This window comes from Variovorax paradoxus (assembly GCF_902712855.1).
Classification (GTDB): domain Bacteria; phylum Pseudomonadota; class Gammaproteobacteria; order Burkholderiales; family Burkholderiaceae_C; genus Variovorax; species Variovorax paradoxus_Q.
Window position 1 is genome coordinate 4,881,285 of sequence record NZ_LR743507.1, and the last position, 26,623, is coordinate 4,907,907.

The following is a 26,623-nucleotide window of genomic DNA, read 5'->3' on the forward strand; positions in this document are numbered from 1 at the left end:
GCGGCGCTAGCCGCGCATCGCCAGCCACTGGACGACGCCGCAGACCACCACCAGCGCGGCGTAGGTCACCATCATCCCGTCGCGACCGGAAGCCAGGAGGCCGACCACCAGCACCGCGACGCCGGCCAGGAAGGTCATCCCGCATTGCACCCACCAGCGCGGCACCCCCGCGCGCCGGCCACCCAGGAAGCGTCCGGCAACAACCAGCACCAGGGCCAGGAAGGCCGCGGGTGCCACGAAATTGAGCAGGTGATTCAGGAGGGCCAGCAGGTCCATCGGGAGGGGCGCCGCATGCGGCAGGTCATGCGGCCAGGGTTATGGCTGTCATAGGGAAAGCCATTTGTCCCTTTGCAAGCCTGGTGCGGCTGCTGATTTTATAATCACGCGCATGTCAGTCTGGGCTCTCGGCTTGAACCACACGACCGCGCCGCTCGATCTGCGCGGTCGTTTCGCGTTCGCGCTCGACCAGATCGCCCCCACGCTGCAGAGCCTTCGCAGTTCCTTCGCTTCCGGCCGCCACCCCCAGGTCGAGGCCGCGATCATTTCCACCTGCAACCGCACCGAGATCTATTGCGCCTCGGAACACGCCGCGCTGGACCACACCTTCGGCTGGCTGGCGCAAAGCGGCGGCGTGGCGCCGGCGCTGCTGCGCTCGCATGCCTACACGCTGCACGATGACGAAGCCGCGCGCCACGCCTTCCGCGTGGCCAGCGGGCTCGACTCGATGGTGCTCGGCGAGGCGCAGATCCTCGGCCAGATGAAGGACGCCGTGCGCGCGGCGGAAACCGCCGGCGCGCTCGGCAGCACGCTCAACCAGCTGTTCCAGCGCTCGTTCGCCGTGGCCAAGGAAGTGCGCACCGCCACCGAGATCGGCGCGCATTCCATCAGCATGGCCGCCGCGGCGGTGCGCCTGGCCGGCCAGCTGTTCGAAGACCTGCGCACCACGCGCGTGCTGTTCGTCGGCGCGGGCGAAATGATCGACCTCGCGGCCACGCACTTCGCTGCCAAGGACCCCAAGTCGATCGCCATTGCCAATCGCACGCTCGAGCGCGGCGAAAAGCTCGCCTCCCGCTTCGGCGGCGAAGCCATGCGCCTGGCGGACCTCCCCTCGCGATTGGCGGAATTCGACATCGTCGTGAGCTGCACCGCCAGCACGCTGCCGATCATCGGTCTCGGCGCCGTGGAACGCGCGCTCAAGGCGCGCAAGCACCGCCCGATGTTCATGGTCGACCTGGCCGTACCGCGCGACATCGAGCCCGAAGTGAAGGCGCTCGAGGACATCTACCTCTACACCGTCGACGACCTCGCCCAGGTGGTGCAGCAAGGCCAAGCCAACCGCCAGGCCGCCGTGGCGCAGGCCGAAGTCATCATCGATGCGGGCGTGCAAAGCTTCATGCACTGGCTGGGCCAGCGCGGCACCGTGCCGCTGATCCAGCAGCTCAATGCGCAGGCCGACGAATGGCGCGCCGCCGAAATGGCGCGCGCCCGCAAGCTGCTGGCCAAGGGCGAATCGGTCGAGGCCGTGCTCGAAGCCATGTCTCGCGGGCTCACGCAGAAGATGATGCACGGCGCCATGGCCGAGCTGCACGCGGGCGACGCCGCCTCGCGCGAGCAGACCGCGCAGGCCATCTCGCGCCTGTTCCTGCGCAAAGAGCGTTAGCGACGCTGGTCAGCGACCGGCCCGGCCTGGGTGCCGCGGCCTGCAGGCGCCGTGCCGCTGCAGCGGCATCTTCCTTTCATCTTGTCGAGCCTCTTCCGCCGTGAAACCCTTTCTGCGCCATCAACTCGAACGCTATGCCCAGCGCCTGGGCGAACTCGACTTCCTGCTCTCGCGCGAAGACATCATGAGCGACATGGCGCAGTACCGCACCATCTCGCGCGAGCACGCCGAAGTGACGCAGATCGCCGGCCGCTACGAGCGCTACAGGCAGCGCGAATCGGACATCGCAGGCGCCAAGGAGATGCTCGACGACCCCGACATGGCCGAGATGGCGAAGGAAGAGATCGCCAGCGCCGAGGCCGAGCTGGTGCAGCTCGAGGAAGAGCTGCAGCGCCTGCTGCTGCCGAAGGACCCGGACGACGCGCGCAACGCCTTCCTCGAAATCCGCGCCGGCACCGGCGGCGACGAATCGGCCCTTTTCGCGGGCGACCTGCTGCGCATGTACACGCGCTACTGCGAGCGCGCCGGATGGCGCTGCGAGATCGTGAGCGAGAGCGAGAGCGAACTCGGTGGCTACAAGGAAGTGGTGATCCGCGTCGTCGGCGACGATGTGTTCGGGCACCTGCGCTTCGAGTCGGGCGGCCACCGTGTACAGCGCGTGCCGGCGACCGAGACGCAGGGCCGCATCCACACCAGTGCCTGCACGGTCGCCGTGCTGGCCGAGCCCGACGAAGCCGTGGCGGTGCAGATCAACCCGGCCGACCTGCGCATCGACACCTACCGCGCGAGCGGCGCCGGCGGCCAGCACATCAACAAGACCGATTCGGCCGTTCGCATCACGCACATCCCGACCGGCATCGTGGCCGAGTGCCAGGACGACCGCAGCCAGCACCGCAACAAGGCCAAGGCGCTGCAGGTGCTGTCGGCGCGCATCCAGGAAAAGGACCGCAACGAGCGCGCCGCCAAGGACGCGGCGATGCGCAAGGGCCTGATCGGCAGCGGCGACCGCTCGGACCGCATCCGCACGTACAACTTTCCGCAAGGCCGGCTGACCGACCACCGCATCAACCTCACGCTCTACAAGCTGCTGGCCATCATGGAGGGCGACCTGGGCGACGTGCTCGAGGCCCTGCGCGCGGCGCGCGAAGCCGAACAACTGGCCGAGCTCGAATCGAGCCTGCCGGCATGATGGACAGCACCGAAAACCCGCTGCCCTCGACCGTGGCGCAGGCACTGGCCGCGGCCGTGGCGCTGGGCGTGGAACGGCTCGACGCACAGCTGCTGCTGCTGCATGCGCTCGGCCGCGCGCCACACGACCGGGCCTGGCTGCTGGCGCACGACACCGACACGATGCCCGAGGCGGCATGGTCGGTGCTGGCAGCGCACCTGTCGCGCCGCCTTGCCGGCGAGCCGGTCGCCTACCTGCTCGGCAGCAAGGAATTCCGCGGGCTCGACCTGCATGTCGATGCCCGCGTGCTGGTGCCGCGTCCTGACACCGAGACGCTGGTCGAATGGGCGCTGCAGTGCCTGGAAGGCCGGGCCGCACCGCGCGTGCTGGACCTCGGCACGGGCAGCGGCGCGATCGCGCTGGCCCTGCAGCACGCCCGCGCCGATGCGCAAGTCGACGCGGTCGACGCCAGCGCCGATGCCCTCGAAGTCGCAGAGGCAAATGCCCGGCGCCTCGGCCTGCCGGTGCGCTTCGCCCAGGCGAACTGGCTCGAGGACGCCGGCACCGGCTACACGGTCATCGCCAGCAATCCGCCGTATATCGCCGCCGGCGATCCCCATCTGCCCGCTTTGCGACACGAGCCGACGTCCGCGCTGGAGGCAGGCATCGATGGCCTCGACGACATCCGCCAGATCGTCCGGCAGTCGCCCGCCCATCTCGCCGATGGAGGCTGGCTGCTCCTCGAGCACGGCCACGACCAGGCCCACGCCGTGCGGCAACTGCTCGCCGAACGCGGTTTCGCCGAAGTGCAAAGCCGCGAAGACCTCGCCGGCATCCAGCGCTGTTCCGGCGGAATCTGGCGCGCGGTGAAATAATCCCTCCAGCCCACTTTTCAGGAGTCCCCATGTCCGACGCTCAACAACGCATCGACGATCTCGTCAAGACCAACGAACTCGTGCTCTTCATGAAGGGCAACGCCAGTTTCCCGATGTGCGGTTTCTCCGGCCGCGCGATCCAGATCCTCAAGGCGATCGGTGTCGACACCAAGTCGCTCAAGACCGTCAACGTGCTCGAGGACGACGGCATCCGCCAGGGCATCAAGGAATACAGCAACTGGCCCACCATTCCGCAGCTCTACGTCAAGGGCGAGTTCATCGGCGGCTCGGACATCATGATGGAGATGTACGAGTCGGGCGAACTGCAGCAGGTCGTCGGCGGCGGCGCGGCGGCCTGATACCGAGGGCTCTGGAATGAGCCACGATCACGGCGATGCCGGTCACGGCCATTCGCACGACGAAGAAGGCAGCGATGCCGCCGCGCCAGCCTGGAAGCACGACGGCGTGCGCGTCATCGGCGCCGGGCAGCTCGATGTCAACACCGCCCAGACACCGGGCATGAACAGGGCGGCGGCCATCAACTTCGCGCGCGTCGGCGCACAGAAGCTGTGGGCCGGCACCGTGACCATCCACGCCGATGCCAAGACCGGCGCCCACCACCACGGCCACCTCGAATCGGTGATCTACGTGGTGCGCGGGCGGGCCCGCATGCGCTGGGGCGAGAAGCTCGAGTTCACCGCGGAGGCCGGGCCGGGCGACTTCATCTACGTGCCGCCCTATGTGCCGCACCAAGAGATCAACGCCAGCCCCACCGAAACGCTCGAATGCGTGCTCTGCCGCAGCGACGGTGAAGCGGTGGCCGTGAACCTCGACATCGAGCCGGTCGAGAAGCCGGAATCGGTGCTCTGGGTCGATCCGACCCACCCTCACGGCGGAACTTAGTCTCGCCCCCAGGCGTTGCGCACTTCGTGTCGCCACGCCACCCCTTTCCGGGGGCACACCGGCGGCCCGGCAAAGCCGGTTCCGCGGTGCCGCTGAATGCGCTCCAGTCATGGCACCATGGCAACCTTCGACGTGCCACCATGACTCTGACCCAAAGCCTGCTCATCATCGCCTTGCTGATCGCGATGAGCGCGTTCTTCTCGCTTGCCGAAATCACCCTGGCTGCCTCGCGCCGCCTGCGCCTGCGCCAGATGGCCGACGAGGGCGACCCGCGCGCGGAGAAGGTGCTGCGCGTGCAGGAGCAGCCGGGCCACTACTTCACCGTCGTGCAGATCGGGCTCAACGCAGTGGCCATCCTCGGCGGCGTGGTCGGCGAAGGATCGCTCAGTCCGTACTTCGCGGTGTTCTTCGAGAGATGGCTGAGCGTGGAAGCCTCGGCCAACGTGGCTTTCCTGTGCTCGTTCGTGATCGTGATCGCCGTGTTCCTGGTGTTCGCCGATCTCTTCCCCAAACGGCTCGGCATGAGCAACCCCGAGCAGCTGGCGGTGCGCATGGTCGGGCCGATGCAGTTCCTCATCACCACCTTCAAGCCGCTGGTGTGGTTCTTCACGCGCTGCACCGACCTGCTGTTCAAGATGCTCGGCATGCCCATGGCGCGCGACGACAAGATCACCTCGGCCGACATCCTCGCGATGACGGAGGCCGGCGCGCGGGCCGGCGTGCTGGCGGTGCGCGAGCAGCAGGTGATCGCCAACGTTTTCGAGCTCGACACGCGCCTCGTCAGCAGCGTGATGACCGTGCGCGACAACATCGCATGGTTCCTGCACGACGACCCCGAGACGGTGCTGCGGGCGCGCATCGTGGCCGAGCCCTTCTCGGCCTATCCGGTGTGCGACGGCGACATCGACCATGTGCTCGGCTACGTGGACGCCAAGGACATGTTCCAGCGCGTGCTCAGCGGGCAGCCGCTGGCCTTCGACCAGGGCCTGCCGCTGCACAAGGCGCTGGTCATCCCCGACCGGCTTTCCCTCACCGAGGTGCTCGAGCAGTTCCAGCAGGCCCACGAGGACTTCGCGATCATCGTCAACGAATACAGCCTGGTGGTGGGCGTGATCACGCTCAACGACGTGATGAGCACGGTGATGGGCGACCTCGTGTCGACGCCCGACGAAGAGCAGATCGTGCAGCGCGACGAGAACTCGTGGCTGATCGACGGCGTCACGCCGATCCAGGACGTGCAGCGCGCACTGCACATCGACGAGCTGCCGCACTCGGAGGAATACGAGACGCTGGCGGGCTTCCTGATGGTGATGCTGCGCCGCGTGCCGAAGCGCACCGACAACGTGACCTGGGGCGGCTACACCTTCGAGGTGATGGACGTCGACAGCTACCGCATCGACCAGGTGATGGTCACGAAGGGTTCGGGCACCGCGAAGGCTCCGGCTAACTGACGGCGCTCGGCCCTCAGCCCGCCGCGGAGGCGCGGTCCTTGTCCTTCTCGCGTTCCTGCGGCCTGTCGTTGAACACCCAGAGCCGCTGGTTGGCAAACACGGCATTGGGGTACGGCGACTTGCCGCGGCTGCCGTTGTAGCGCCCGAGCGTCATGTACAGGTCGCCGTTCTCGCGGTCGAGGTAGTGACGCAGGATCACGCAGCCGAAGCGCAGGTTGGTCTGCATGTGGAAGAGCTTGGCCGGGTCGCTGTCGCCGATCACGCGCGTCCAGAACGGCATGACCTGCATGTAGCCTCGCGCGCCGGCGCTCGAGACGGCGAACTTGCGGAAGTTGCTCTCGACCTGCACCAGCCCCAGCACCAGGCTCACCTCCAGCCCCGAGCGCTTGGCCTCGTACCAGACGGTCTGCAGGAATTCGATGCGCGACGGCGCGTCGGCAATCTTCTTTTTCAGGCGCTCGCTCATCTCCCCGAGCCAGCGCAGGTAGGCGAGGCGCGTCTCCGTGCTCGGGAACTGCGGCACCGGCGGTGCCTTGTTGTGGATGGCCGAACTCAGCGCGGTGCGCACCGAGTCGATCAGCGGCTCCTCGATCTGCGCGCCTGCATGGGCGGCTCGCGACAACGACAGCAGCCCAAGGGCGCCCGTCGTCAGGGCGCCGCCGAGGCACTGGCGCCGCGAGAGGCCGCCCTCCAGGCTCATGCCGAGAGCTTGCCGGCGATGAAGTCGGCAATGCCGGCCACAGGGACCTTGGTGGCCGCGGTGTCGCGGCGATGCTGGTATTCGAGCTGGCCTTCCTTGAGGCCACGGTCGGAGATGACCACGCGGTGCGGCACGCCGATCAGCTCCCAGTCGGCGAACATCGCGCCGGGGCGTTCGCCGCGATCGTCGAGCAGCACGTCGACGCCCTTGGCGAGCAGTTCTTCGTAGAGCGCCTCGGCCGCGGTCTTGACCTCGGCACTGCGGTCCATGCCGATCGGGCAGACAACGACGGTGAACGGCGCGATCGCGTCGGGCCAGATGATGCCGCGCTCGTCGTGGTTCTGTTCGATGGCTGCGGCCGGCAGTCGCGTGATGCCGATGCCGTAGCAGCCCATCTCGAGGAACTGCGGCTTGCCGCCTTCGTCGAGGTAGGTGGCATTCATGTCCTTGCTGTACTTGGTGCCCAGCACGAAGACGTGGCCCACCTCGATGCCGCGCTCGATGGCCAGCACGCCCTTGCCGTCCGGCGAGGCGTCGCCGGCGACCACGTTGCGCAGGTCGGCGACGAGGTCGGGCTCGGGCAGGTCGCGGCCCCAGTTGACGCCGGTCATGTGGAAGTCGGCCTCGTTGGCGCCGGTGATCCAGTCGGCCATGACGGCCACTTCGCGGTCGGCCACCATCTTCACAGGCTTCTTCAGGTTCAGCGGACCGAGGTAGCCCGGCTTGCAGCCGAAGTGCTCGTCGATCTCGGCCAGGGTGGCGAACCGGAAGCCCTTGTCGAGGCCTGGCAGCTTGCTCACCTTGATCTCGTTCATTTCATGGTCGCCGCGCAGCAGCAGCAGCCAGACTTGCGAGCCCTTGGGATTTCCGGCGGCGTCGACGATGTCGGTGGCCAGCACGAGCGACTTGACGGTGGTCGACAGCGGCACGCCAAGCAGCACCGCCACGTCTTCGCAGGTGGCCTTGCCGGGCGTCGGCGTCTTCTCGAGCGCCTTGGCGGCAGCGGGACGCGGGCCCGATGGCGCCAGGGCTTCCGCCTTTTCCATGTTCGCGGCGTAGCTGCTGTCGGGGCAGTAGACGATGGCGTCTTCGCCGGTGGCGGCAATCACCTGGAACTCTTCGCTCAGGTCGCCGCCGATGGCGCCGCTGTCGGCCGCCACGGCACGGTAGCGCAGGCCGAAGCGGTCGAAGATGGTGCGATAGGCCTGCGCCATGACCTGGTAGCTGGCCTTGGCGGCGTCGAGGTCGCGGTCGAAGCTGTAGGCGTCCTTCATGATGAATTCGCGCCCGCGCATCAGGCCGAAGCGCGGACGGCGCTCGTCACGGAACTTGGTCTGGATCTGGTAGAAGTTCTTCGGCAGCTGCTTGTAGCTGCGGATTTCCTGGCGCGCGATGTCTGTCACGACCTCTTCGCTGGTCGGCTGGATCACGAAGTCGCGATCGTGGCGGTCCTTGATGCGCAGCAGCTCGGGGCCCATCTTCTCGAAACGGCCGGTTTCCTGCCAGAACTCGGCGGGCTGCACCACGGGCATCGTCATCTCGACAGCACCGGCGCGGTTCATCTCCTCGCGCACGATCGCCTCGACCTTGCGGATCACGCGCAGGCCCATGGGCATGTAGGTGTAGATGCCCGTGCCGAGCTTCTTGATCATGCCGGCACGCATCATGAGCCGGTGGCTCGCGACCTCTGCGTCAGCGGGCGCTTCCTTGAGGGTGGAGACAAAAAATCGGGAAGCTTTCATCGGGATGGCAGTGATGGAGTCGCGGGATTCGAAGTTGGGAAGTGGGGGACTGCTCCCCCGGAGAGACCCTGAGAGCCTGGCATCGGCAGCTTGCCGAGGGCACCCCGGCATGCATAATCGACTCAGTTCAAAAATTGGGGTTTGATTATGCTCGACCGGGACGGCTTCAGGCCCAACGTCGGCATCATCCTGCTCAACCAGAGAAACCAGGTTTTCTGGGGCAAGCGCATACGCACACATTCCTGGCAGTTTCCGCAAGGCGGCATAGATCGCGGCGAAAGTCCCGAACAGGCCATGTTCCGGGAACTGCACGAGGAAGTGGGGCTCCACCCGGAGCACGTGCGCATCGTGGCCCGTACCCGCGACTGGTTGCGCTACGAGGTGCCGGATCGGTTCATCCGCCGTGACGCACGGGGCCACTACAAGGGCCAGAAACAAATCTGGTATCTGCTGCAACTCGTCGGCCACGACTGGGATCTCAACCTGCGTGCCACCGACCATCCCGAATTCGACGCTTGGCGCTGGCACGACTACTGGGTGCCGCTCGACGTGGTCGTCGAGTTCAAGCGCGGCGTCTACGAGATGGCGCTCACCGAGCTTGCTCGCTACCTGCCGCGGCAGGATTTCCGCAACCGCTTCCTGCGCAGCAACGTGCGCGCTCGCGAGTTCGAGCGCCACCCGCTGGACGCCGGAGCCCCTCCCGGACTCGACCTGCCGCCCGGCGGGAGCTTCGATCCGCATCCCGACATTCCTTCAGCGAGCGATGAACCTTCCCTTCCCCACAACAAAGCGCCCTTCCTTCCGACGCAACGCTGAGCGCGCCCTTCTGCTTCTGTGCTTCGGCGTGCTGGCAGGCTGCGCCTCGGGCACGCACGACACCGACAACGCCGACTGGGCTCAATCGGGTTTGCCGCCGCCGCCCAAGCGCTACGAAACGGACAAGGAATGGGAGGAAACTGCCACACCGCCACCTCCGGCCTTCAGCGAAAGCCGGTTGCTGCCGATCCAGATGCCCTCATACATGAGCCTCCAGTTCGGCCTGGACCCGAAGACGATCGCCATCACCGGCGACGGCATCGTGCGCTATGTGGTCGTGGCGCACAACAAGAGCGGCGGCGCACTCAATGCCTTCTACGAAGGCGTCCGTTGCTCGACTGCGGAAATGAAAAGCTATGCCCGCTACAACAATGGCGCCTGGCAGGATTCGCCCAAGCCCGAGTGGAAGCGTCTGAACGACATGAATTCGAGCTATACCCGGGCGCTGGCAACGCAGGCACTGTGCCGCGGCAATGCGCCGCGTGCGTCGGTCGGCGACATGGTCCAGAACATCCGCAATCCGATTCGGGAAGTGCAGTAGCCTGCACCGGGTCAAACAAGAACGGGGCCTTGAGCCCCGTTGTTTTTTGATCAGCCTGGCATCAACACCATGTTGTCGCGGTGGACCATTTCGGGTTCCGCCACATAGCCCAGCAGCCGCTCGAATTCGGTCGATGGCTTGCGGCACAGCAACCGCGCCTCCACGCTCGAGTAGTTGGCCAGGCCGCGGGCCAATTCGACACCGTCGGCATCGCGCACTGCAATGACATCGCCGCGCGAGAATTCGCCCGACACGCCGGTCATGCCGATCGGCAACAAGCTCTTGCCTTCCGCGCGCACCTTGGCGGCGGCCCCCGCATCGACGACCACCGCGCCACGCAGTTGCAGGTGATCGGCCATCCAGCGCTTGCGGGCCTGGTGCTTGGCAGTCTGTGCCACCAGCAAGGTGCCGATGGCTTCGCCGCGCGTAAGGCGCAACAGGGCTTCGGGCTCGCGGCCCCAGGCGATGACGGTGGAGGCGCCCGAGCCGGCCGCACGCTTGGCCGCGAGAATCTTGGTGATCATTCCACCGCGACCGATGCTGGACCCGGCGCCGCCGGCCATGGCTTCCAGCGCAGGGTCTCCGGCGGCGGCCTCATGGACGAACCGGGCATCGGGATCCTTGCGCGGATCGGCGGTGTACAGGCCCTTCTGGTCGGTCAGGATGACCAAAGCATCGGCCTCGACCAGGTTGGCCACGAGCGCGCCGAGCGTGTCGTTGTCGCCGAACTTGATCTCGTCATTGACGACCGTGTCATTTTCATTGATGACAGGCACCACGCCCAGCTTGAGCAAGGTGACCAGCGTCGAACGCGCGTTCAGATACCGCTCACGGTCGGCCAGGTCGGCATGCGTGAGGAGCACCTGTGCGCTGCCGATCTCGTTTTCGCGCAGCTTGGTTTCGTACATCTGGGCCAGGCCCATCTGGCCGACGGCAGCCGCTGCCTGCAGTTCGTTGATTTCGTGCGGACGGGTGCGCCAGCCGAGTCGCTTCATGCCCTCGGCGATCGCGCCGCTCGACACCATGACGACCTCGCGGCCATCACGCACCAGCGCAGCGAGTTGCCTGCACCATTCGCCGATGGCTGCCTCGTCGAGACCGCGGCCCTCGTTGGTCACGAGGCTGGAGCCCACCTTGACGACGATTCGGCGGGCATCCCGCAAGGCAGTGGATCCGGAGTTCGAGGTCATTGTCGGGCGATGCTGTCGTGAGGGCTGCGAGGGTTGCTATCTGTCTGTCTGTTGAAGGCGCCTACCGGCCGGGGGCGCCGCGGTATTGCTCAGGCGCCCTCGGGCGGCAGCGGCGCAAAGCGCGGATCGACAACCACCGGCGCGTGCTCGGCGACCTGCTCGGCCTTGACCTGCTGGTAGATCGCCTGCACCAGATGCTCGCAGCCTTCGCGGGTGAGCGCCGAGATCTCGAATACAGGCCCCTTGAAGCGCAGGCGCTTCACGAAGTCCTTGACACGCGCTGCGCGCTCTTCGGCTGGCACCATGTCGAGCTTGTTGAGCACGAGCCAGCGTGGCTTCTCGTAGAGCGCAGCGTCGTACTTCTTGAGTTCGCCCACGATGGCCTTGGCCTGAGCGACCGGATCGACGGCGTCGTCGAACGGCGCCATGTCGACCACATGCAGCAGCAAGCGTGTGCGCTGGAGGTGACGCAGGAAGAGGTGCCCCAGGCCGGCCCCTTCGGCGGCGCCCTCGATCAGCCCCGGCAGGTCTGCCACCACGAAGCTCTGCTCCGGACCCACGCGTACCACACCAAGGTTCGGGTGCAGCGTGGTGAACGGGTAGTCCGCAATGCGTGGACGCGCGTTGGAAATGGCGCTGATCAGTGTCGACTTGCCGGCATTCGGCATTCCGAGCAGGCCCACATCGGCAAGCACCTTCAACTCGAGCTTGACGCTGCGTTTCTCGCCGGGCCAGCCTGGCGTCTTCTGGCGCGGGGCGCGGTTGATCGCACTCTTGAACCGCATGTTGCCGAAGCCGCCATCGCCACCTTTCGCGATGGTGATGACTTCGCCTTCCTTCAGCAGTTCAAACAGCACCTCGCCGGTTTCGGCATCGGAGATGATCGTGCCGACCGGCATCTTGAGCGTGATGTCGTCGCCCGCGGCACCGAACATGTCGGAGCCCATGCCGTGCTCGCCGCGCTTGGCCTCATGGCGGCGGGAGTAGCGGAAGTCGACGAGCGTGTTGAGGTTGGAATCGGCCACCGCGAACACGTGGCCGCCTCGGCCGCCGTCGCCGCCATTGGGGCCGCCGAATTCCTTGTACTTCTCATGACGGAACGACACGCAGCCGTTGCCGCCATCGCCGGCGGCGATGTCGATGAAGGCTTCGTCGACGAACTTCATGGGATGTCCAGTTTACAAATGAAGAAGCCCCGGCAATGCGGGGCCTCGGGTGATCGAAGTGACTTCGGGGCTTAAGCCGCGGGGGTCACGTTGACCGTGTGCTTGTTCAGAGCACCCTTTTGACCGAACGACACGTGGCCGTCGACCAGAGCGAAGAGCGTGTGGTCCTTGCCCACACCGACGTTCACGCCGGGGTGGAACTGGGTGCCGCGCTGACGCACGATGATCGAGCCCGCGCTGATCAACTCGCCGCCGAAAGCCTTCACGCCGAGCATCTTGGGCTTGGAATCGCGCCCGTTTCGCGTTGAGCCGCCGCCTTTTTTCTGTGCCATGGAATATTCTCCTTAGCCGGCGATCGCGCCGATTTGCAGTTCGGTGAACTGCTGGCGATGGCCTTGACGTTTCTGATAGTGCTTGCGACGGCGCATCTTGAAGATGCGAACCTTGTCGTGCTTGCCGTGCGACAGTACCGTGACTGTCACCGTTGCGCCGGACACCAGGGGCGTGCCAACCTTGATTTCAGCGCCGTTTCCGACGGCCAGAACCTGGTCGATCACGATTTCCTGGCCTACGTCCGCAGCAATCTGTTCTACTTTGATTTTCTCGCCGGAAGCAACGCGATACTGCTTGCCGCCGGTTTTTATGACCGCGTACATGTAAACCTCTTAGAAATGAGTCTCCGCGGCGAATTCCGCAGAGCCCAAGATTATATCGCGGTTCATGATCACTCACTACCCCCTGCCCTGCTTACGACCGAAAGGCTGCAGCGGCTCCCTATAATTTCACGCTTCCGGCTCTCTCTTGACTTGGGCCGCCATCCCTCCCAGCAGCGCCCTGCGCCCACGCCTTGCCAGTTCCCGCCGCCGACACCTCCCCCACCGCCACAGTGCTGGACCTGATTGCCGGCGACATGGTCGAAGTCGACCGTGTAATTGCCCGACGCCTCGACACGGGCGTGCCGCTGGTCAGCCAGGTTTCCAGATACATCATCTCCGCTGGCGGCAAACGCCTGCGGCCGGCGCTGCTGCTTCTGATGTCGGGCGCGCTCGGCCACACCGGCGAACAACGCTTTAACCTGGCCGCCGTGGTGGAGTTCATTCATACGGCCACGCTGTTGCACGATGACGTGGTCGATGAATCGACCCTGCGCCGTGGTCGCGCCACCGCAAATGAATCGTTCGGCAATCCGGCCAGCGTGCTGGTAGGCGACTTTCTGTATTCACGCGCATTCCAGATGATGTTGGATGCAAACAACATGCGTGTAATGCAAATTCTGGCCGAAGCGACGAACGTGATTGCCGAGGGCGAAGTGCTTCAGTTGATGAACATGCACGACGCATCGCTGGACGAAGCCGCGTACCTGCGCGTGATTCGCTCGAAGACCGCCAAGTTGTTCGAAGCCAGCACGCGTCTTGCTGCGGTATTGGCAGGCGCCGCCCCCGAGGTCGAGGAAGCCTGCGCCACTTATGGACAAGCGCTCGGGACCGCGTTCCAGGTGATCGACGATGTCCTCGACTACGCAGGTGATGCACTGGAAACCGGCAAGAATGTCGGCGACGATCTGCGCGAAGGCAAGACGACCTTGCCGCTCATCTTCGCTATGCAGCGAGGCACACCCGCGCAACGCGAGTTGATACGAGAGGCCATCGAGGCGGGAGACACCACGCAACTAGGCAAGATCGTCGAAATCGTTCGCGAAACCGGGGCCTTGGATGCGTCTCGTGCTGCTGCAGCAACCGAAGCCCAGCGTGCAATTCATGCATTAAAAGGATTTCCGTCCAATTTGCACGCTTCAGGTTTGCTACAATTGGCGGCTCAGTTGCTTGAGCGACGTGCCTGAACACCTCTCCTGAGTTGGCATCTAGGACGATTACTTTTTTTCTTGCAACCATCGGGGTGTAGCTTAGCCTGGTAGAGCGCTACGTTCGGGACGTAGAGGCCGGAGGTTCGAATCCTCTCACCCCGACCAGCCTTTCGGCTGGCGTAAATAAATGGCCATGCCTGTTGCTGTGTAGCGATTTACAGCACAGGAGTGTTCAGCGATGATCGTGAAGCACTTTTTCACATCTTTTGCATTCGCTGAATGGCCGCTGCCGAACTTCCCGTCAAAGAACCCACGCAGATTGCCCTTCCCGGGCTAGCGCGCGCCCTGGTTTCGGCCGGCAAACTTCCTGCCAAGTCCGCGGAGGACATCTATCAGAAGTCGCTGAGCGGCCGTACCAGTTTCATCGCCGAACTGACGGGTTCCGGCGCCGTGTCGGCCGCCGATCTTGCGCACACGCTGTCGACAGCCTTCGGCGCCCCGCTGCTCGATCTCGACGCGATTGACCCGCAGCGCCTACCCAAGGATCTTCTCGACGCCAAGCTGTGCCATGCATACCGCATCGTTGTGCTCAGCAAGCGCAACAACCGTCTCATTGTTGCGACAGCTGACCCTTCCGACCAGCAGGCGGCAGAGAAGATCAAGTTTGCGTCTCAGATGGGCGTTGACTGGGTCATCGCGGAGTACGACAAGCTGTCGCGCATGATCGAGGCCACCGCGGCGAGTGCGGCGGAGACCATCAACAGCATCGTCGGCAGCGAGTTCGAGTTCGACGACGTTTCTGCAGACACCGCGAGCGAATCCAGTGAACAGGCAATCGCGGAAGTCGAAGATGCACCGGTCGTACGCTTCCTGCACAAGATGCTGCTCGACGCGATCAGCATGCGGGCCTCGGACATCCACTTCGAGCCTTACGAACACCAGTACCGCGTGCGTTTCCGGATCGACGGAGAACTGCGTGAAATCGCGAGCCCGCCCACGGTCATCAAGGACAAGCTGGCATCACGCATCAAGGTGATTTCACGTCTCGATATTTCGGAAAAGCGCGTCCCGCAAGACGGCCGCATGAAGCTCAAGATCGGGCCCGACCGCGTCATCGACTTCCGTGTAAGCACTTTACCGACGTTGTTCGGCGAGAAGATCGTCATTCGTATTCTCGACCCCAGCAGTGCACGCCTGGGCATTGACGCGCTGGGCTACGACGCGGACGAAAAGGAGCGGCTGCTTCATGCGATCGGCCGTCCATATGGCATGGTGCTTGTTACCGGCCCAACGGGCTCGGGCAAGACGGTGTCGCTGTACACCTGCCTGAACCTTCTGAACCAACCGGGCGTGAATATCGCGACGGCGGAAGACCCGTCCGAAATCAACTTGCCCGGCGTGAACCAGGTCAACGTCAACGAGAAGGCAGGACTGACCTTTGCCGCCGCGCTGCGCGCCTTCCTGCGCCAGGATCCCGACATCATCATGGTCGGCGAAATCCGCGATCTGGAAACCGCCGACATCTCGATCAAGGCTGCCCAGACCGGTCACCTGGTCCTGTCCACGCTGCACACCAACGACGCCCCCACGACGCTCACGCGGATGCGCAACATGGGGATCGCACCGTTCAACATCGCATCGAGCGTCATCCTGATCACGGCGCAACGGCTCGCACGGCGCCTGTGCACGACGTGCAAGGCTCCCACCGACATACCGCGGGAAGCCCTGCTGGAGGCGGGCTTCCAAGAAGAAATGCTCGACGGTAGCTGGAAGCCATATCGCCCGGTCGGCTGCGCAGCATGCAGCGGCGGCTACAAGGGCCGCGTCGGCATTTACCAAGTGATGCCGATTTCCGAGGCCATCCAGGAAATCATCCTGCGCGACGGCAGCGCCCTCGACATCGCCACGCAATCGGAAGCCGAAGGCGTGCGCTCGCTACGGCAGTCCGGCCTGCGCAAGGTCATGCAAGGCCTCACTTCGCTCGAAGAAGTGGTGGCCTGCACCAACTTATAACGAACACACCGAGAAACCGGAGATCGAATGGCAACAGTGGCATCCAACCGCTCGCGGCCCACGCACAAGGAGTTTGTCTTCGAGTGGGAGGGCAAGGACCGTAACGGCAAGCTCGTGCGCGGCGAGCTTCGCGCCGCCGGCGAGAACCAGGTGCAGGCCGCCCTACGCCGCCAGGGCGTGCTGGCCTCGAAGATCAAGAAGCGCCGCACGCGCTCCGGCAAGGCGATCAAACCCAAGGACATCGCCATCTTCACGCGCCAACTCGCGACGATGATGAAGGCCGGCGTGCCTTTGATGCAGTCCTTCGATATCGTCGGGCGCGGCAATGCGAATGCAAGCGTGGCGAAGTTGCTCAACGACATACGTACCGATGTGGAAACCGGCACTTCACTGTCAGCCGCTTTCCGAAAGTACCCGAAGTACTTCGACAACCTCTACTGCAACTTGGTGGAAGCGGGTGAAGCGGCCGGTATCCTGGAAGATCTGCTGGACCGTCTTGCCACGTACATGGAGAAGACCGAAGCGATCAAATCGAAAATCAAGTCGGCCCTCATGTACCCCACGTCCGTCGTTGTCGTGGCGTTCGTGGTGGTGGCCATCATCATGATCTTCGTGATCCCGGCATTCAAGCAGGTATTCACCTCGTTCGGCGCCGACCTGCCGGCGCCGACCCTGTTCGTGATGGGAATGAGCGAATTCTTCGTCTCCTACTGGTGGCTCATCTTCGGTGGGATCGGCGGCGGCGTCTATTTCTTCCTTCAAGCCTGGAAGCGCAATGAACGCTTCCAGCGAGTGATGGATCGCGTCCTGCTGCGAATCCCGATTTTCGGATCGCTGATCGAAAAGTCCTGCGTTGCGCGCTGGACTCGCACGCTCGCCACCATGTTCGCTGCGGGCGTGCCGCTGGTCGAAGCCCTCGATTCGGTGGGTGGCGCTTCGGGCAACACCGTCTACGGCGACGCCACTGCGAAGATCCAGCAGGAGGTCTCCACGGGCACCAGCCTCACCGCGGCAATGACAAATGCCAATCTCTTCCCATCGATGGTGATCCAGATGACCGCCATCGGCGAGGAGTCGGGCTCGATCGACCACATGCTGGGAAAGGCGGCCGATTTCTACGAGTCCGAAGTCGACGACATGGTCGCTGGCTTGTCGAGCCTGATGGAACCCATCATCATCGTCTTCCTGGGCACCATCATCGGCGGCATCGTGGTGTCGATGTACCTGCCCATCTTCAAGCTCGGCCAGGTCGTTTGATGCTCGTTTCGAGGGAGTTCGACACCGCGTTCGCCGGTGTGCTTGGGCTATTGATCGGCAGTTTCCTCAACGTTGTCATCTATCGCATTCCGGTGATGATGTACCGCGAGTGGCTGGCCGAGGCGGTTGCCAACCTCATGTCGTCGAAGGACGTGCCCTCGCTGTGGTCGATGGCCTTCGACCCGAAGGTCATGGCGCCTGCAGGCCTCGAAGCCGCAGCGGACAAGGCCGCCAAAGTGCTCGAGGCACAGCCCCCGTTCGACCTGGCGCGCCCGGCGTCGCGCTGTGGCGCCTGCGGCCACAAGATCCGCTGGTACGAGAACATCCCCGTGCTGAGCTATGCCGCGCTGCGCGGGCGCTGCGGCGCGTGCAAGACCGCCATCAGCCTGCGCTACCCGCTGGTTGAACTGATCACCGGCGGCCTCTTCGCGCTTTGCGCCTGGCGCTTCGGCATCACGCCGTCTGGGGCACTGTGGGCAGCGTTCGGCGCTTTGCTGGTCTGCCAGTTCCTGATCGACTTCGACACCCAGTTCCTGCCCGACTCGCTCAACTACCCTCTGCTCTGGCTGGGGCTGATCGGCGCGGCCATGGGCTGGACCGGCGTTTCCCTGAGTTCGGCGGTATGGGGCGCCGTGTTCGGCTACCTGAGCCTCTGGCTTGTCTACCATGCCTTCCGCCTCGTCACGGGCAAGGAGGGCATGGGCTACGGAGACTTCAAGCTTCTCGCCGCATTGGGCGTCTGGCTCGGCGCCGACTACCTTATCGCAATCATTCTCGTGTCCTCGCTGGTGGGCGCAGTGATCGGCGTCACGCTGCGCGTGGCCGGCAAGCTGGCGCATCGGGACATCCCCATCGCCTTCGGCCCCTTCCTGGCGGGAGCGGGGTTGATCTGCCTCGTGGCGGGCCCGCAGGTCGTGAAGCAGTGGATTCCGTTCGCCTTTCCACTGGGCGCACTGATCCATTGACGGACATCATGGTGCGACGCATCGGCCTCACGGGCGGCATCGGCAGTGGCAAGAGCACAGTGGCCGGGCTGCTGGTGCGGCAAGGCGCCGTGCTGGTGGACACCGACGCCATCGCACGCGCGATCGCACAACCTGGCGGCATCGCAGTGCCGGCGCTGGAAGCATCCTTCGGCCCTGGCGTGATTGCGCCGGACGGCGGCCTCGATCGCGCTGCGATGCGGCAGATCGTGTTCGCCGACGCCAGCGCCAAGCAGCGCCTCGAAGCCATCCTCCACCCGTTGATCGGAGAGGAAACCCAGCGACAGGCCGCGGCTGCCGGCAACGATGCGGTGGTCGTCTTCGACGTGCCGCTGCTTGTCGAGTCCGGCCGCTGGCGTGCCCTCGTGGACCGGGTGTTGGTGGTCGACGCCACCGAGGCGACGCAGCTGCAGCGCGTCGTGGCGCGCTCGGGCTGGGCGCCGGAAGCGGTCCGGACGGTCATTTCCCAGCAGGCCTCTCGCAAGGCACGACGAGCGGCGGCAGACGCCGTCATCTACAACGACTCTCTTAGCCTGGAGGAACTCGGTGCCCAGGTGTGGGGTCTCTGGAAACGGTGGGTCGAGCCCGGCACGCGATAATTTGGGGTTGACGCCGCGACGGCTGCACGACGATCACGTCAAACGGCGCACGCCTCAGCGCCCCTCACGATGCTTTTCAATTCGTATCCCTTCATCTTCGTCTTCTTCCCGCTGGTCCTGATCGGCTTCTTCCTGATCGGCGCACGCAGTCCCCGGTCGGCGGCGGGTTTCCTGGCTCTTGCCTCCCTTTTCTTCTACGGATGGTGGAGCGTCAAGGCGCTGCCCCTGCTGCTGGGCTCGATCTGCATCAACTACTGGTTCGGACTTCGCCTCACGCCGTCCCCCGGCCGTGAGGACAAGCACCGCAAGGCGCTGCTGATCATTGCGCTCGTGATCAACCTCGGCGTGCTGGCGGTCTTTAAGTACGCCAACTTCTTCCTCGAGAACATCGACGCCGGCCTGGCCGCGGCAGGCTTTGCGCAGATCGACCTCGTGCACATCGTGCTGCCGATCGGGATCTCGTTCTACACCTTCACGCAGATCGCGTTCCTTGTCGACTGCTGGCAAGGCAAGGTGCACGAGCGCAGCTTCATCCACTACGTGCTGTTCGTCACGTACTTCCCGCACCTGATCGCCGGGCCCGTGCTGCATCACGCGCAGATGATGCCGCAGTTCAACAGCCCGGCCACCTATCGGGTCAACGCCAACAGCGTGGCTCTGGGCCTGGGCATCTTCGTCTTCGGGCTGGCCAAGAAGATGCTGATCGCTGATCCACTGGGCCAGTACGCGGACATGATGTTCAAGGGCGTCCACGAAGGCGTGCTGCCGTCGCTATATACCGCGTGGTTCGGTGTGCTGGCCTACACGCTCCAGATCTATTTCGACTTCTCGGGTTACTCCGACATGGCGGTCGGCCTGTCGCTGTGCCTGGGCGTGCAGCTGCCGCTCAACTTCCGCTCGCCCTACAAGTCGACCAACATGATCGAGTTCTGGCGGCGCTGGCACATCTCGCTGTCGACGTTCCTGCGCGACTACCTCTATGTGCCGCTCGGCGGCAACCGCAAGGGCCCGGCGCGCCGCTACATCAACCTGTTCCTGACGATGCTGCTCGGTGGCCTGTGGCACGGCGCCGCCTGGACCTTCGTGCTATGGGGCGCGCTGCACGGCGCCTACCTGATGGTCAACCACTTCTGGAACGCCAAGGTCCGCCGCGGCAGCACGAAAACCACGTGGTACGGCCGCGTCATCGGCTGGTTCATCACCTTCCTGTGCGTGATGATCGCCTGGGTCGTGTTCCGCGCCGACAGCATGTCGGCCGCCATCGAGATCTACAAGGGCATGCTGGGCCTGCACGGCGCGCCCGTGTCCGCCTTCGGCGAATTCCGCGTGCCTTTCCGCAAGCCCGAGTTCTTCCAGACCATCCTCGTGGGCCTGGTGATCTGCCTGGCGCTGCCGCCGACCATCACGCTCGACCGCTGGATCCCGAGCGTCGCGGGCCTCGCCGGCAGGCCTCGCCTGCAGCGGCTGGCAACCTGGGTCACGGGCCTGGGCTGCATCTATCTTTTTGGCCTGTGCGTGTCGAAGTTCGGCAGCTACAGCCCGTTCCTCTATTTCCAGTTCTGAAATGAAACTCCCCCAGGCTTCGCGCACTTCGTGTCGCTTCTCCTCCCCCCTCGCCGGGGGCGACGCCGGTGGCCCGGCAAAGCCGGTTCCACGGCGCCCCGCGAACGGAGCGTGCGCGGTTCATGCACTGGACACCATGCGGAGCGCGGTGGAGGGCTGAAATGGAAGACACGAAATCGGCCAGGACCTGGCTTCGCATCTTCGCCGCGGGCTACCTGGTGTGCTGCGCGCTCCTGGTGGTCAGCCTCTTCACGCCGATTCCCTACGGCGATCTGACCCGCATCGGCCGCATTTCGGAGCGCGAGTTCGGCTGGCACACGCCGCCGCCGCCCATTCCCGACGCCGACGTCAAGACCTGGCCGATCAACGAATCCGACGTGCTGGTGATCGGCGACAGCTTCTCCGTGCGCTACGCATGGCAGGCTTCCCTCGTGGGCGCCGGCTACAAGATGACGACCACCCACTGGGACAACCTGGGTGGCACGCTGTGCGGGGACTTCTCGAGCTGGCTCGAGAAGTCCGGCTTCAAGGGCAAGGTGGTGATCGTCGAGAGCATCGAGCGCCTGCTCGAGGACCGCATGGAAAAGTCGGAGGCCTGCAAGACGATGAAGCACGCCTTCAAGCCGACGCCGCCCCCCTTCGAGAACCCGTCGAAGCCGGCGCCAGGCTTCCAGCTCAACTGGGACGCCCAGCTGCTGAGCGGCTGGTTCACATACCACAACACCAAGGCCATCCTGCGCTCCGACAGCTGGACCAACACGCCCGAGCGCTGGGGTCCGCTGATCGATGCGCGCGTCGTACCGGACGGCTGCAAGCAATTCAGCCACCGCGCCTGCGACAAGCTGCTGATGACGGCCGAGGACCGCGTCAACGCCGCGCTGTCGGCCAAGTCGGCGCGCTACATGAAGAGCTTCGAGAACACTGCGGCACCCTACAAGGTGGTGTGGATGGTGGTGCCCAACAAGAGCACGGTCTATTTGCAACAAAACCATGCCGACGAGTTCCGGGCCGTGTTCAACCCGCAGAATATCGGGCCGGACCTGTTCGAACTTGCCGAGCAGAACCGCTTCAAGATGATGGATCTCTTCCCCGCCAACGAGACACACGTCTCGACCCGGGGTTACATTCTTTTCGGTCAGCGTATGCTGGAGGCTGTGCGCCAGGTGCTGCCGCCCCCGGCTGCGAAATCACAATGAGCGCCATGAGCTCGAACCCGACGTGAAAAACCGATACGCGTGATCCTTTACGAGTACCCCTTCAACGAGCGCATCCGCACCTACCTGCGGCTGGAGCACCTGTTTCGCCGCCTCGGTGAACTGGTGCCCTCCGAATCGCCCCTGTCCCACCACTACGCCCTGATCACGATCTTCGAGATCATGGACGTCGCCGCGCGCGCCGACCTCAAGGCCGATGTGCTGCGCGATCTCGACAAGCACAAGAACGTCTTCAACAGCTACCGGGGCAATCCGGCCATTGCCGAAGCGGTGCTCGACCAGGTCGTCGGCCAGCTCGAGCGCAACTTCACCACGCTCAACGGCGTGTCCGGCAAGGCCGGCCAGGCGTTGACGGAGAACGAGTGGCTCATGAGCATCCGCAGCCGTGCCGGCATTCCGGGCGGCACCTGCGAATTCGATCTGCCCGCCTACTACGCCTGGCAGCACCGCCCCGCGCCGAACCGCCGCGCCGACCTCGAGCGGTGGTCGAACACCCTTTCCCCACTGGCTTCGTCAATCTACCTGCTGCTCAAGCTGCTGCGCGATGCCGACGTGCCCTACAAGGTGCTTGCCAGCCACGGCCAGTTCCAGCAGAACCTGCCACAGGGCCGCAGCTTCCAGCTGCTGCGCCTGCGCATCGACCCCAAGCTGGGGTTGATCCCTGAAATCAGCGGCAACCGTCTCATGGTGTCCGTGCGCTTGATGCGCCACGACAAGGACGACCGGCTGCATCAAAGCTCGGACGACGCGCCTTTCGAGCTGACCCTCTGCGCATGACCATGGTGAACGACAAGGGCGAGCGCATCGTGCGTTGCCCCTCGTGCGGCGGCGACAGCGTCTACGCGCCGAGCAATGCGTACCGGCCGTTCTGCAGTGCGCGCTGCAAGGGCATCGACCTGGGCGCGTGGGCGAGCGAAGAGTTCCGCATGCCGGCCGAGGCCCCGCCCGACGACGAGCCGTTCGGCGATCCCAAGACCCACCAATAAGACGACCATCCGGCGGCCTGTTGCCGGCCTGACGGACTCACTTGCCGCCCGCGTCCTCGTCCAGCAACGCCGGATCCATGTAGCTCGCGAAGCTGCGCGCATACCGCGGCCGGAGATGGCCGATGTCCTTGTACGCGGGCGAGCCATCGTCGGGCATGCTCCGGATGCACTGACCATCGGCGCACAGACTGGCGGACGGCGCTATCACCGCCGCGCCGCTGGCTTCGGCGACCTGCTGCAGCCTCGCGTTGAACTGCGCCTGGTCTTCCGGCATCGGTGCCTTGAGCTGGCCACTGGCAGCGGTCATGCCACCGAGCCGGCTGCCCTCGATCTGCTGCAGCGGATCGAACGCCATCCCGACAGGGTTGCCCAACACCAGATAGACCTTCTTGTGCGCTGACAGGCGCCTGAGCACCTCGCCCAGCGACTTGAGGGACAGGTCGATGCCGTCGCCGCCAATGAACGGGTGTACACCTTTCCTGTCGTCCAGGAAGTAGTTCACCGTGGGTCCGGCGCCGGTGAAATAGCAGCTCCAGCAGGCGCCGATGACGACCGTATCCACCTCGGGCTTGAGCGCCAGGTCGAGCACCGCCGCCCGCCGCTCGTCGCAGGACGTGTCCGCGCTGCTGAACAAGCCGGGTATGGGCGGGCATGAGCCCTTGGTCGCGAAATAGGCGGTGCGGGCCTTCGCGGGCTGCGCGCGGATCAACTCGAGCGCGCGCGGCGCGTACTGCTCGACGTGGCTGTCGCCGATCAGCAGCACGTTGTGCTTTCCGCTGCCGGCGCGGTAGACGAACTGGCCGCCCAGCGCGGCCTCCTCGAAACCGTCGTAGTAGTTGTCCTCGCGCGTCGCATCGGCCACCGCCTGCAGCGCCTGGCTGTCGTTGCGTGGCAGCGGCGTGCCCAGGCACACCAGCACCCCGGCCAGCGCCAGCGCTGCGCCGCCACCGGCGAGGCCTCGCAGCATGCCCTGCGAAAGGTGCAATTTGACAAATCGCTCGAGGAAGCGGTACGTGGCCCATGCCAGCACGATCGCGGCCACCACCATCGCAATGCGCACCGGCAGCGAAGGCTCCCCGCCCGCGACGATGCGCGCATACGAAAGCAGCGGCCAGTGCCAGAGGTACAGCGGATAGCTGATGAGCCCGATCCACACCATGACCCGGTTCGACAGCACGTACTTGTTCAGCACGCCGTTCGGCCCCGCGGCAATGCAGCTCACCGCGCCCAGCACCGGCAGCAATGCCCACCAGCCCGGAAACGCCTTGGTGCTGCGCGTCACGAAAAGGCCCAGCACGATCAGCGCCACACCGGCGATGGACTGTGCGTGCTTCAGCATCGGCCGCGAGTCCGACGAAGCGGGCGCCGGCTGCAGGCGCATGACGGCAAGCAGGCCGCCGGCCATCAGCTCCCACGCGCGCGACAGCGGCGAATAGAACGCCGCCGCGCGGTGCGGCTGCACCGTGAGCACATTGACCAGGAAGGAAACGATGGCCACCGCCAGCGTCACCCTCAGGATCGGCCAGCGCTTGCGCCAGGCCAGTCCCAGCAGCAGGGGCCAGAAGATGTAGAACTGCTCCTCGATGCCCAGCGACCAGAGATGCAGCAACGGCTTCGTCTCGGCGGTGGCGTCGAAGTAGCCCGCTTCGCCGAGGAACACCAGGTTGGCGAAGAACGCCGCGCCGCCCGTGGTCTGCTTGCCGAGCTGCGAGAACTCGCCTGGCAGCAGCACATACCAGCCGAAGGCCAGCGTTGCGAGCAGCACCAGCACCAGCGCCGGAAAGATGCGGCGGATGCGCCGCGCATAGAAGTCGCGGTAGGTGAAGTCGCCCGCCGCGAGGCTCTGCCGAAGGATGGTCGTGATCAGGAAGCCCGAGATCACGAAGAAGATGTCGACGCCGATGAAGCCGCCGGGAAGCAGGCTCGGGAACGCGTGGTAGACCAGCACGGAGCCCACTGCGATGGCGCGCAGTCCGTCGATGTCCGGGCGGTACTTGGGATGCATCGGTCGCGAGCGCGTTCAGCGCGAGGGCTGCGGCGCGGCGGGGGCGGTGCGCACCGTGCGGTCGAAGTAGCTCGCCTCTTCGCGTGTGTAGCGCGGACGCAGGTGGTCGGCGTCCTTGTAGGCCGGCGCACCGTCGGGCAGCGTGAGCAGGCACTGGCCGTCCCTGCAGAGCGCTGCCATGGCATCGATCGGTTCCGCGCCGCTTGCCAGCGCAATCGCGCGCAACCGGTCATTGAGCTGCTTCTGGTCGGCCGGCAGCGGCGTGGTCGGGTTCGAGCTCATGGCCTCCATGTGCGTCAGGCGGCTGCCCTCGATCAGGCGCTTGGGCGTGAATTCGGGGCCGCCGGGGTTGTCGAGCAGCAGGTAGACCTTCTTGTGCCGCGAGAGTTCGCGCAGCGTGAACTCCAGCGAGGCCAGCGAGCGCTCGATGCCGTCGCCGTTCTGGAACGAATGAACCTTGTTGTCGGCATCGCGGAAGTAGTACTCGAGCGCGCCGTGGCCGACGAAGTAGCAGTTCCAGCAGCCGCCGATCACCACCGAGTCGACCTCCGGGCCCATCGCATAGCTCAGCATGGCATCACGCCGCTCGGCGCAGCCGATGTTCTTGTCCGCGTGCACGCCGGGCACCGCGGGGCAGGCGCCCTGCGTCGCGAACCAGGCCGACTTGTCTTCCATCGACAGCGAGCGGGCCAGTTCCATCACGCGCGGGGCGTATTGCTGCACATGGCTGTCGCCGATGAACAGCACGCGCTTGGGCCCGCCGCCCACCTTGTAGATCAGCTGCTCGCCGATCTGGTCGAGCTTGAAGCCCTCGTAGTAATCGGCATCCAGCGTGGCGTTGGCCACGACCTGCAGCCGCGCGCTGTTGTTGCGCGGCTCGGGCACGCCGAAGAACACCGCCGCGCCCACGACCGCGATCAACGCCATGCCTGCACCCAGCACCTTGAGCGTGCCGGTGCCCGGACGGTTGCGCGCGTAGCGCTCCACGAAGCGATAGGTGCCCCACGCCAGCAGCACGCTCGCCACCATCGCGCCGGCGCGGTACACCGGCGAAGGGTGCAGCGGGTCCGCTTCCACGATGCGCACGAACGCCAGCAGCGGCCAGTGCCACAGGTACAGCGGATAGCTGATGAGCCCGATCCACACCATCACCCGGTTCGACAGCAGGTACTTGTTGAGCACGCCGTTCGGCCCCGCGGCGATGCAGCTGACGGCGCCCAGCGTGGGCAGCAGCGCCCACCAGCCCGGGAAGGCCTTGTTGCTGCGGATCATCACCAGCCCGAGCACGATCAGCCCCACGCCCACCACCGACTGCACATGGCTGCGCCAGGCGCTCGGCGTTGGCGGCTTCAGCCGCATGCAGGCCAGGATGCCGCCCACCATCAGCTCCCAGAAGCGGGAAGCCGGCGAATAGAACGACGCCGCAGGCAGCGGATGCACCGTGGCCACGTTCACCACGAACGAGACCACCGCCACAGCCAGCACCACGCGCACGATCGGCCAGCCCTTGCGCCAGGCAAGCCCCAGCAGCAGCGGCCAGAAAATGTAGAACTGCTCTTCGATGCCCAGCGACCACAAATGCAGCAGCGGCTTGGTTTCGGCCGCTGTGTCGAAGTAGCCCGACTCGCTCCAGAACACCAGGTTGGCGACGAACGCCGAGCCCCCCACGGTCTGCTTGCCCAGTTCCGCGAACTCGTCGGACAGCAGCAGGTACCAGCCGGCGAGCAGCGTGACCAGCAGCACCACCGTCAGCGCCGGGAAGATCCGGCGGACGCGCCGCGCGTAGAAATCGCGGTAGGTGAAGTCGCCGGCCGCGAGGCTCTGCAGGATGATGGTCGTGATCAGGAAGCCCGAGATCACGAAGAAGATGTCGACCCCGACGAAGCCGCCCATCAGCGCCGTCGGGAACGCGTGATACACCAGCACGGAGCCCACGGCGATTGCACGCAGGCCGTCGATGTCCGGACGGTACTTGGGATGCATCAAG

26 protein-coding genes and 1 tRNA gene are annotated in these 26,623 nt (G+C 65.2%); 18 read left to right on the top strand and 9 right to left on the bottom strand.

The window, feature by feature from the left end; genetic code table 11:
• Nucleotides 1-6: 6 nt before the first annotated feature.
• Nucleotides 7-276, bottom strand: a complete 270-nt coding sequence (locus AACL56_RS23050; protein ID WP_339092118.1) for a hypothetical protein — start codon at nucleotides 274-276, stop codon at nucleotides 7-9.
• Between the two features lie 112 nt (nucleotides 277-388).
• Here AACL56_RS23050 and hemA point away from each other — a divergent pair, with 112 nt between their 5' ends.
• The 6 genes from hemA to AACL56_RS23080 all read left to right on the top strand — a co-directional run bounded on the left by hemA (nucleotide 389) and on the right by AACL56_RS23080 (nucleotide 6,057).
• A complete protein-coding gene (gene hemA, locus AACL56_RS23055; RefSeq protein ID WP_339092119.1) occupies nucleotides 389-1,660 on the top strand; it encodes a glutamyl-tRNA reductase in 1,272 nt (423 codons plus the stop codon).
• A 100-nt stretch (nucleotides 1,661-1,760) separates the two neighbouring features.
• Entirely contained in the window at nucleotides 1,761-2,849 is a 1,089-nt protein-coding gene (gene prfA / locus AACL56_RS23060; protein WP_339092120.1) for a peptide chain release factor 1, read from the top strand.
• On the top strand, nucleotides 2,846-3,703 hold the full coding sequence (gene prmC, locus AACL56_RS23065) for a N5-glutamine methyltransferase family protein (RefSeq protein ID WP_425337039.1): 858 nt from the start codon (nucleotides 2,846-2,848) through the stop codon (nucleotides 3,701-3,703). Before prfA ends, prmC begins: the two co-directional genes overlap by 4 nt.
• 29 nt (nucleotides 3,704-3,732) lie before the next feature.
• Entirely contained in the window at nucleotides 3,733-4,062 is a 330-nt protein-coding gene (grxD, locus tag AACL56_RS23070; RefSeq protein ID WP_339092121.1) for a Grx4 family monothiol glutaredoxin, read from the top strand.
• A 16-nt stretch (nucleotides 4,063-4,078) separates the two neighbouring features.
• Nucleotides 4,079-4,606, top strand: a complete 528-nt coding sequence (locus tag AACL56_RS23075) for a cupin domain-containing protein (protein WP_339092122.1) — start codon at nucleotides 4,079-4,081, stop codon at nucleotides 4,604-4,606.
• A gap of 140 nt (nucleotides 4,607-4,746) precedes the next feature.
• Nucleotides 4,747-6,057 (top strand): hemolysin family protein, encoded by a 1,311-nt coding sequence (locus tag AACL56_RS23080; protein ID WP_339092123.1) that lies wholly within the window; start codon nucleotides 4,747-4,749, stop codon nucleotides 6,055-6,057.
• Between the two features lie 13 nt (nucleotides 6,058-6,070).
• On the opposite strand, the gene AACL56_RS23085 is transcribed toward AACL56_RS23080, so the two are convergent.
• Both AACL56_RS23085 and AACL56_RS23090 read right to left on the bottom strand, forming a co-directional pair.
• Nucleotides 6,071-6,757, bottom strand: coding sequence for a lytic transglycosylase domain-containing protein (locus AACL56_RS23085; RefSeq protein ID WP_339092124.1), 687 nt, complete (start codon nucleotides 6,755-6,757; stop codon nucleotides 6,071-6,073).
• A complete protein-coding gene (locus AACL56_RS23090; RefSeq protein WP_339092125.1) occupies nucleotides 6,754-8,499 on the bottom strand; it encodes a proline--tRNA ligase in 1,746 nt (581 codons plus the stop codon). Before AACL56_RS23090 ends, AACL56_RS23085 begins: the two co-directional genes overlap by 4 nt.
• A 147-nt stretch (nucleotides 8,500-8,646) precedes the next feature.
• On the opposite strand from AACL56_RS23090, the gene AACL56_RS23095 reads away from it, so the two are divergent.
• On the top strand, nucleotides 8,647-9,315 hold the full coding sequence (locus tag AACL56_RS23095; RefSeq protein ID WP_339092928.1) for an RNA pyrophosphohydrolase: 669 nt from the start codon (nucleotides 8,647-8,649) through the stop codon (nucleotides 9,313-9,315).
• Entirely contained in the window at nucleotides 9,263-9,856 is a 594-nt protein-coding gene (locus AACL56_RS23100) for a CNP1-like family protein (protein ID WP_339092126.1), read from the top strand. Before AACL56_RS23095 ends, AACL56_RS23100 begins: the two co-directional genes overlap by 53 nt.
• Before the next feature lie 50 nt (nucleotides 9,857-9,906).
• Here the strand turns inward: AACL56_RS23100 and proB are convergent, their stop codons facing one another.
• From proB to rplU, 4 genes are all read right to left on the bottom strand, one after another.
• Nucleotides 9,907-11,046 (bottom strand): glutamate 5-kinase, encoded by a 1,140-nt coding sequence (proB, locus tag AACL56_RS23105; RefSeq protein ID WP_339092127.1) that lies wholly within the window; start codon nucleotides 11,044-11,046, stop codon nucleotides 9,907-9,909.
• A gap of 89 nt (nucleotides 11,047-11,135) precedes the next feature.
• Entirely contained in the window at nucleotides 11,136-12,212 is a 1,077-nt protein-coding gene (cgtA, locus tag AACL56_RS23110; protein WP_339092128.1) for an Obg family GTPase CgtA, read from the bottom strand.
• A 71-nt stretch (nucleotides 12,213-12,283) separates the two neighbouring features.
• Entirely contained in the window at nucleotides 12,284-12,544 is a 261-nt protein-coding gene (rpmA, locus tag AACL56_RS23115) for a 50S ribosomal protein L27 (RefSeq protein WP_081267930.1), read from the bottom strand.
• 12 nt (nucleotides 12,545-12,556) lie between these two features.
• A complete protein-coding gene (gene rplU, locus AACL56_RS23120; protein WP_057592097.1) occupies nucleotides 12,557-12,868 on the bottom strand; it encodes a 50S ribosomal protein L21 in 312 nt (103 codons plus the stop codon).
• Nucleotides 12,869-13,059: 191 nt separating this feature from the next.
• Here rplU and AACL56_RS23125 point away from each other — a divergent pair, with 191 nt between their 5' ends.
• From AACL56_RS23125 to AACL56_RS23170, 10 genes are all read left to right on the top strand, one after another.
• Complete coding sequence (locus AACL56_RS23125; protein ID WP_339092130.1) at nucleotides 13,060-14,052, top strand: polyprenyl synthetase family protein; 993 nt, start codon at nucleotides 13,060-13,062, stop codon at nucleotides 14,050-14,052.
• Nucleotides 14,053-14,104: 52 nt separating this feature from the next.
• Nucleotides 14,105-14,181: transfer RNA gene (locus tag AACL56_RS23130), tRNA-Pro, on the top strand.
• Between the two features lie 114 nt (nucleotides 14,182-14,295).
• The gene (gene pilB / locus AACL56_RS23135; RefSeq protein ID WP_339092131.1) at nucleotides 14,296-16,029 is read left to right on the top strand and encodes a type IV-A pilus assembly ATPase PilB; all 1,734 of its coding nucleotides are present in this window, start codon (nucleotides 14,296-14,298) and stop codon (nucleotides 16,027-16,029) included.
• A gap of 27 nt (nucleotides 16,030-16,056) precedes the next feature.
• On the top strand, nucleotides 16,057-17,286 hold the full coding sequence (locus AACL56_RS23140; protein WP_339092132.1) for a type II secretion system F family protein: 1,230 nt from the start codon (nucleotides 16,057-16,059) through the stop codon (nucleotides 17,284-17,286).
• Nucleotides 17,286-18,251, top strand: coding sequence for a prepilin peptidase (locus tag AACL56_RS23145; protein ID WP_339092133.1), 966 nt, complete (start codon nucleotides 17,286-17,288; stop codon nucleotides 18,249-18,251). The genes AACL56_RS23140 and AACL56_RS23145 overlap by 1 nt, the downstream gene beginning before the upstream one ends.
• 8 nt (nucleotides 18,252-18,259) lie before the next feature.
• Complete coding sequence (coaE, locus tag AACL56_RS23150; protein ID WP_339092929.1) at nucleotides 18,260-18,868, top strand: dephospho-CoA kinase; 609 nt, start codon at nucleotides 18,260-18,262, stop codon at nucleotides 18,866-18,868.
• Between the two features lie 69 nt (nucleotides 18,869-18,937).
• Entirely contained in the window at nucleotides 18,938-20,431 is a 1,494-nt protein-coding gene (locus AACL56_RS23155; RefSeq protein WP_339092134.1) for an MBOAT family O-acyltransferase, read from the top strand.
• Nucleotides 20,432-20,592: 161 nt separating this feature from the next.
• A complete protein-coding gene (locus AACL56_RS23160) occupies nucleotides 20,593-21,627 on the top strand; it encodes a hypothetical protein (RefSeq protein WP_339092135.1) in 1,035 nt (344 codons plus the stop codon).
• A 39-nt stretch (nucleotides 21,628-21,666) separates the two neighbouring features.
• Nucleotides 21,667-22,422, top strand: a complete 756-nt coding sequence (gene zapD / locus AACL56_RS23165) for a cell division protein ZapD (protein WP_339092136.1) — start codon at nucleotides 21,667-21,669, stop codon at nucleotides 22,420-22,422.
• On the top strand, nucleotides 22,419-22,631 hold the full coding sequence (locus AACL56_RS23170) for a DNA gyrase inhibitor YacG (RefSeq protein WP_339092137.1): 213 nt from the start codon (nucleotides 22,419-22,421) through the stop codon (nucleotides 22,629-22,631). Before zapD ends, AACL56_RS23170 begins: the two co-directional genes overlap by 4 nt.
• 37 nt (nucleotides 22,632-22,668) lie before the next feature.
• Here the strand turns inward: AACL56_RS23170 and AACL56_RS23175 are convergent, their stop codons facing one another.
• Entirely contained in the window at nucleotides 22,669-24,636 is a 1,968-nt protein-coding gene (locus AACL56_RS23175; protein ID WP_339092138.1) for an acyltransferase family protein, read from the bottom strand.
• A 15-nt stretch (nucleotides 24,637-24,651) separates the two neighbouring features.
• Nucleotides 24,652-26,619 carry an acyltransferase family protein gene (locus AACL56_RS23180; RefSeq protein ID WP_339092139.1) on the bottom strand — a complete coding sequence of 656 codons (1,968 nt, stop codon included), beginning with the start codon at nucleotides 26,617-26,619 and terminating at the stop codon, nucleotides 24,652-24,654.
• Nucleotides 26,620-26,623: the final 4 nt, after the last annotated feature.

Excerpts from the sequence above, each read along its gene's own strand:
- AACL56_RS23050 (WP_339092118.1), bottom strand. The coding sequence starts at position 276 with ATGGACCTGCTGGCCCTCCTGAATCACCTGCTCAATTTCGTGGCACCC.
- hemA (WP_339092119.1), top strand. The coding sequence starts at position 389 with ATGTCAGTCTGGGCTCTCGGCTTGAACCACACGACCGCGCCGCTCGAT.
- prmC (WP_425337039.1), top strand. The coding sequence starts at position 2,846 with ATGATGGACAGCACCGAAAACCCGCTGCCCTCGACCGTGGCGCAGGCA.
- grxD (WP_339092121.1), top strand. The coding sequence starts at position 3,733 with ATGTCCGACGCTCAACAACGCATCGACGATCTCGTCAAGACCAACGAA.
- AACL56_RS23075 (WP_339092122.1), top strand. The coding sequence starts at position 4,079 with ATGAGCCACGATCACGGCGATGCCGGTCACGGCCATTCGCACGACGAA.
- AACL56_RS23080 (WP_339092123.1), top strand. The coding sequence starts at position 4,747 with ATGACTCTGACCCAAAGCCTGCTCATCATCGCCTTGCTGATCGCGATG.
- AACL56_RS23085 (WP_339092124.1), bottom strand. The coding sequence starts at position 6,757 with ATGAGCCTGGAGGGCGGCCTCTCGCGGCGCCAGTGCCTCGGCGGCGCC.
- AACL56_RS23090 (WP_339092125.1), bottom strand. The coding sequence starts at position 8,499 with ATGAAAGCTTCCCGATTTTTTGTCTCCACCCTCAAGGAAGCGCCCGCT.
- AACL56_RS23095 (WP_339092928.1), top strand. The coding sequence starts at position 8,647 with ATGCTCGACCGGGACGGCTTCAGGCCCAACGTCGGCATCATCCTGCTC.
- AACL56_RS23100 (WP_339092126.1), top strand. The coding sequence starts at position 9,263 with ATGAACCTTCCCTTCCCCACAACAAAGCGCCCTTCCTTCCGACGCAAC.
- proB (WP_339092127.1), bottom strand. The coding sequence starts at position 11,046 with ATGACCTCGAACTCCGGATCCACTGCCTTGCGGGATGCCCGCCGAATC.
- cgtA (WP_339092128.1), bottom strand. The coding sequence starts at position 12,212 with ATGAAGTTCGTCGACGAAGCCTTCATCGACATCGCCGCCGGCGATGGC.
- rpmA (WP_081267930.1), bottom strand. The coding sequence starts at position 12,544 with ATGGCACAGAAAAAAGGCGGCGGCTCAACGCGAAACGGGCGCGATTCC.
- rplU (WP_057592097.1), bottom strand. The coding sequence starts at position 12,868 with ATGTACGCGGTCATAAAAACCGGCGGCAAGCAGTATCGCGTTGCTTCC.
- pilB (WP_339092131.1), top strand. The coding sequence starts at position 14,296 with ATGGCCGCTGCCGAACTTCCCGTCAAAGAACCCACGCAGATTGCCCTT.
- AACL56_RS23140 (WP_339092132.1), top strand. The coding sequence starts at position 16,057 with ATGGCAACAGTGGCATCCAACCGCTCGCGGCCCACGCACAAGGAGTTT.
- AACL56_RS23145 (WP_339092133.1), top strand. The coding sequence starts at position 17,286 with ATGCTCGTTTCGAGGGAGTTCGACACCGCGTTCGCCGGTGTGCTTGGG.
- coaE (WP_339092929.1), top strand. The coding sequence starts at position 18,260 with ATGGTGCGACGCATCGGCCTCACGGGCGGCATCGGCAGTGGCAAGAGC.
- AACL56_RS23155 (WP_339092134.1), top strand. The coding sequence starts at position 18,938 with ATGCTTTTCAATTCGTATCCCTTCATCTTCGTCTTCTTCCCGCTGGTC.
- AACL56_RS23160 (WP_339092135.1), top strand. The coding sequence starts at position 20,593 with ATGGAAGACACGAAATCGGCCAGGACCTGGCTTCGCATCTTCGCCGCG.
- AACL56_RS23170 (WP_339092137.1), top strand. The coding sequence starts at position 22,419 with ATGACCATGGTGAACGACAAGGGCGAGCGCATCGTGCGTTGCCCCTCG.
- AACL56_RS23175 (WP_339092138.1), bottom strand. The coding sequence starts at position 24,636 with ATGCATCCCAAGTACCGCCCGGACATCGACGGACTGCGCGCCATCGCA.
- AACL56_RS23180 (WP_339092139.1), bottom strand. The coding sequence starts at position 26,619 with ATGCATCCCAAGTACCGTCCGGACATCGACGGCCTGCGTGCAATCGCC.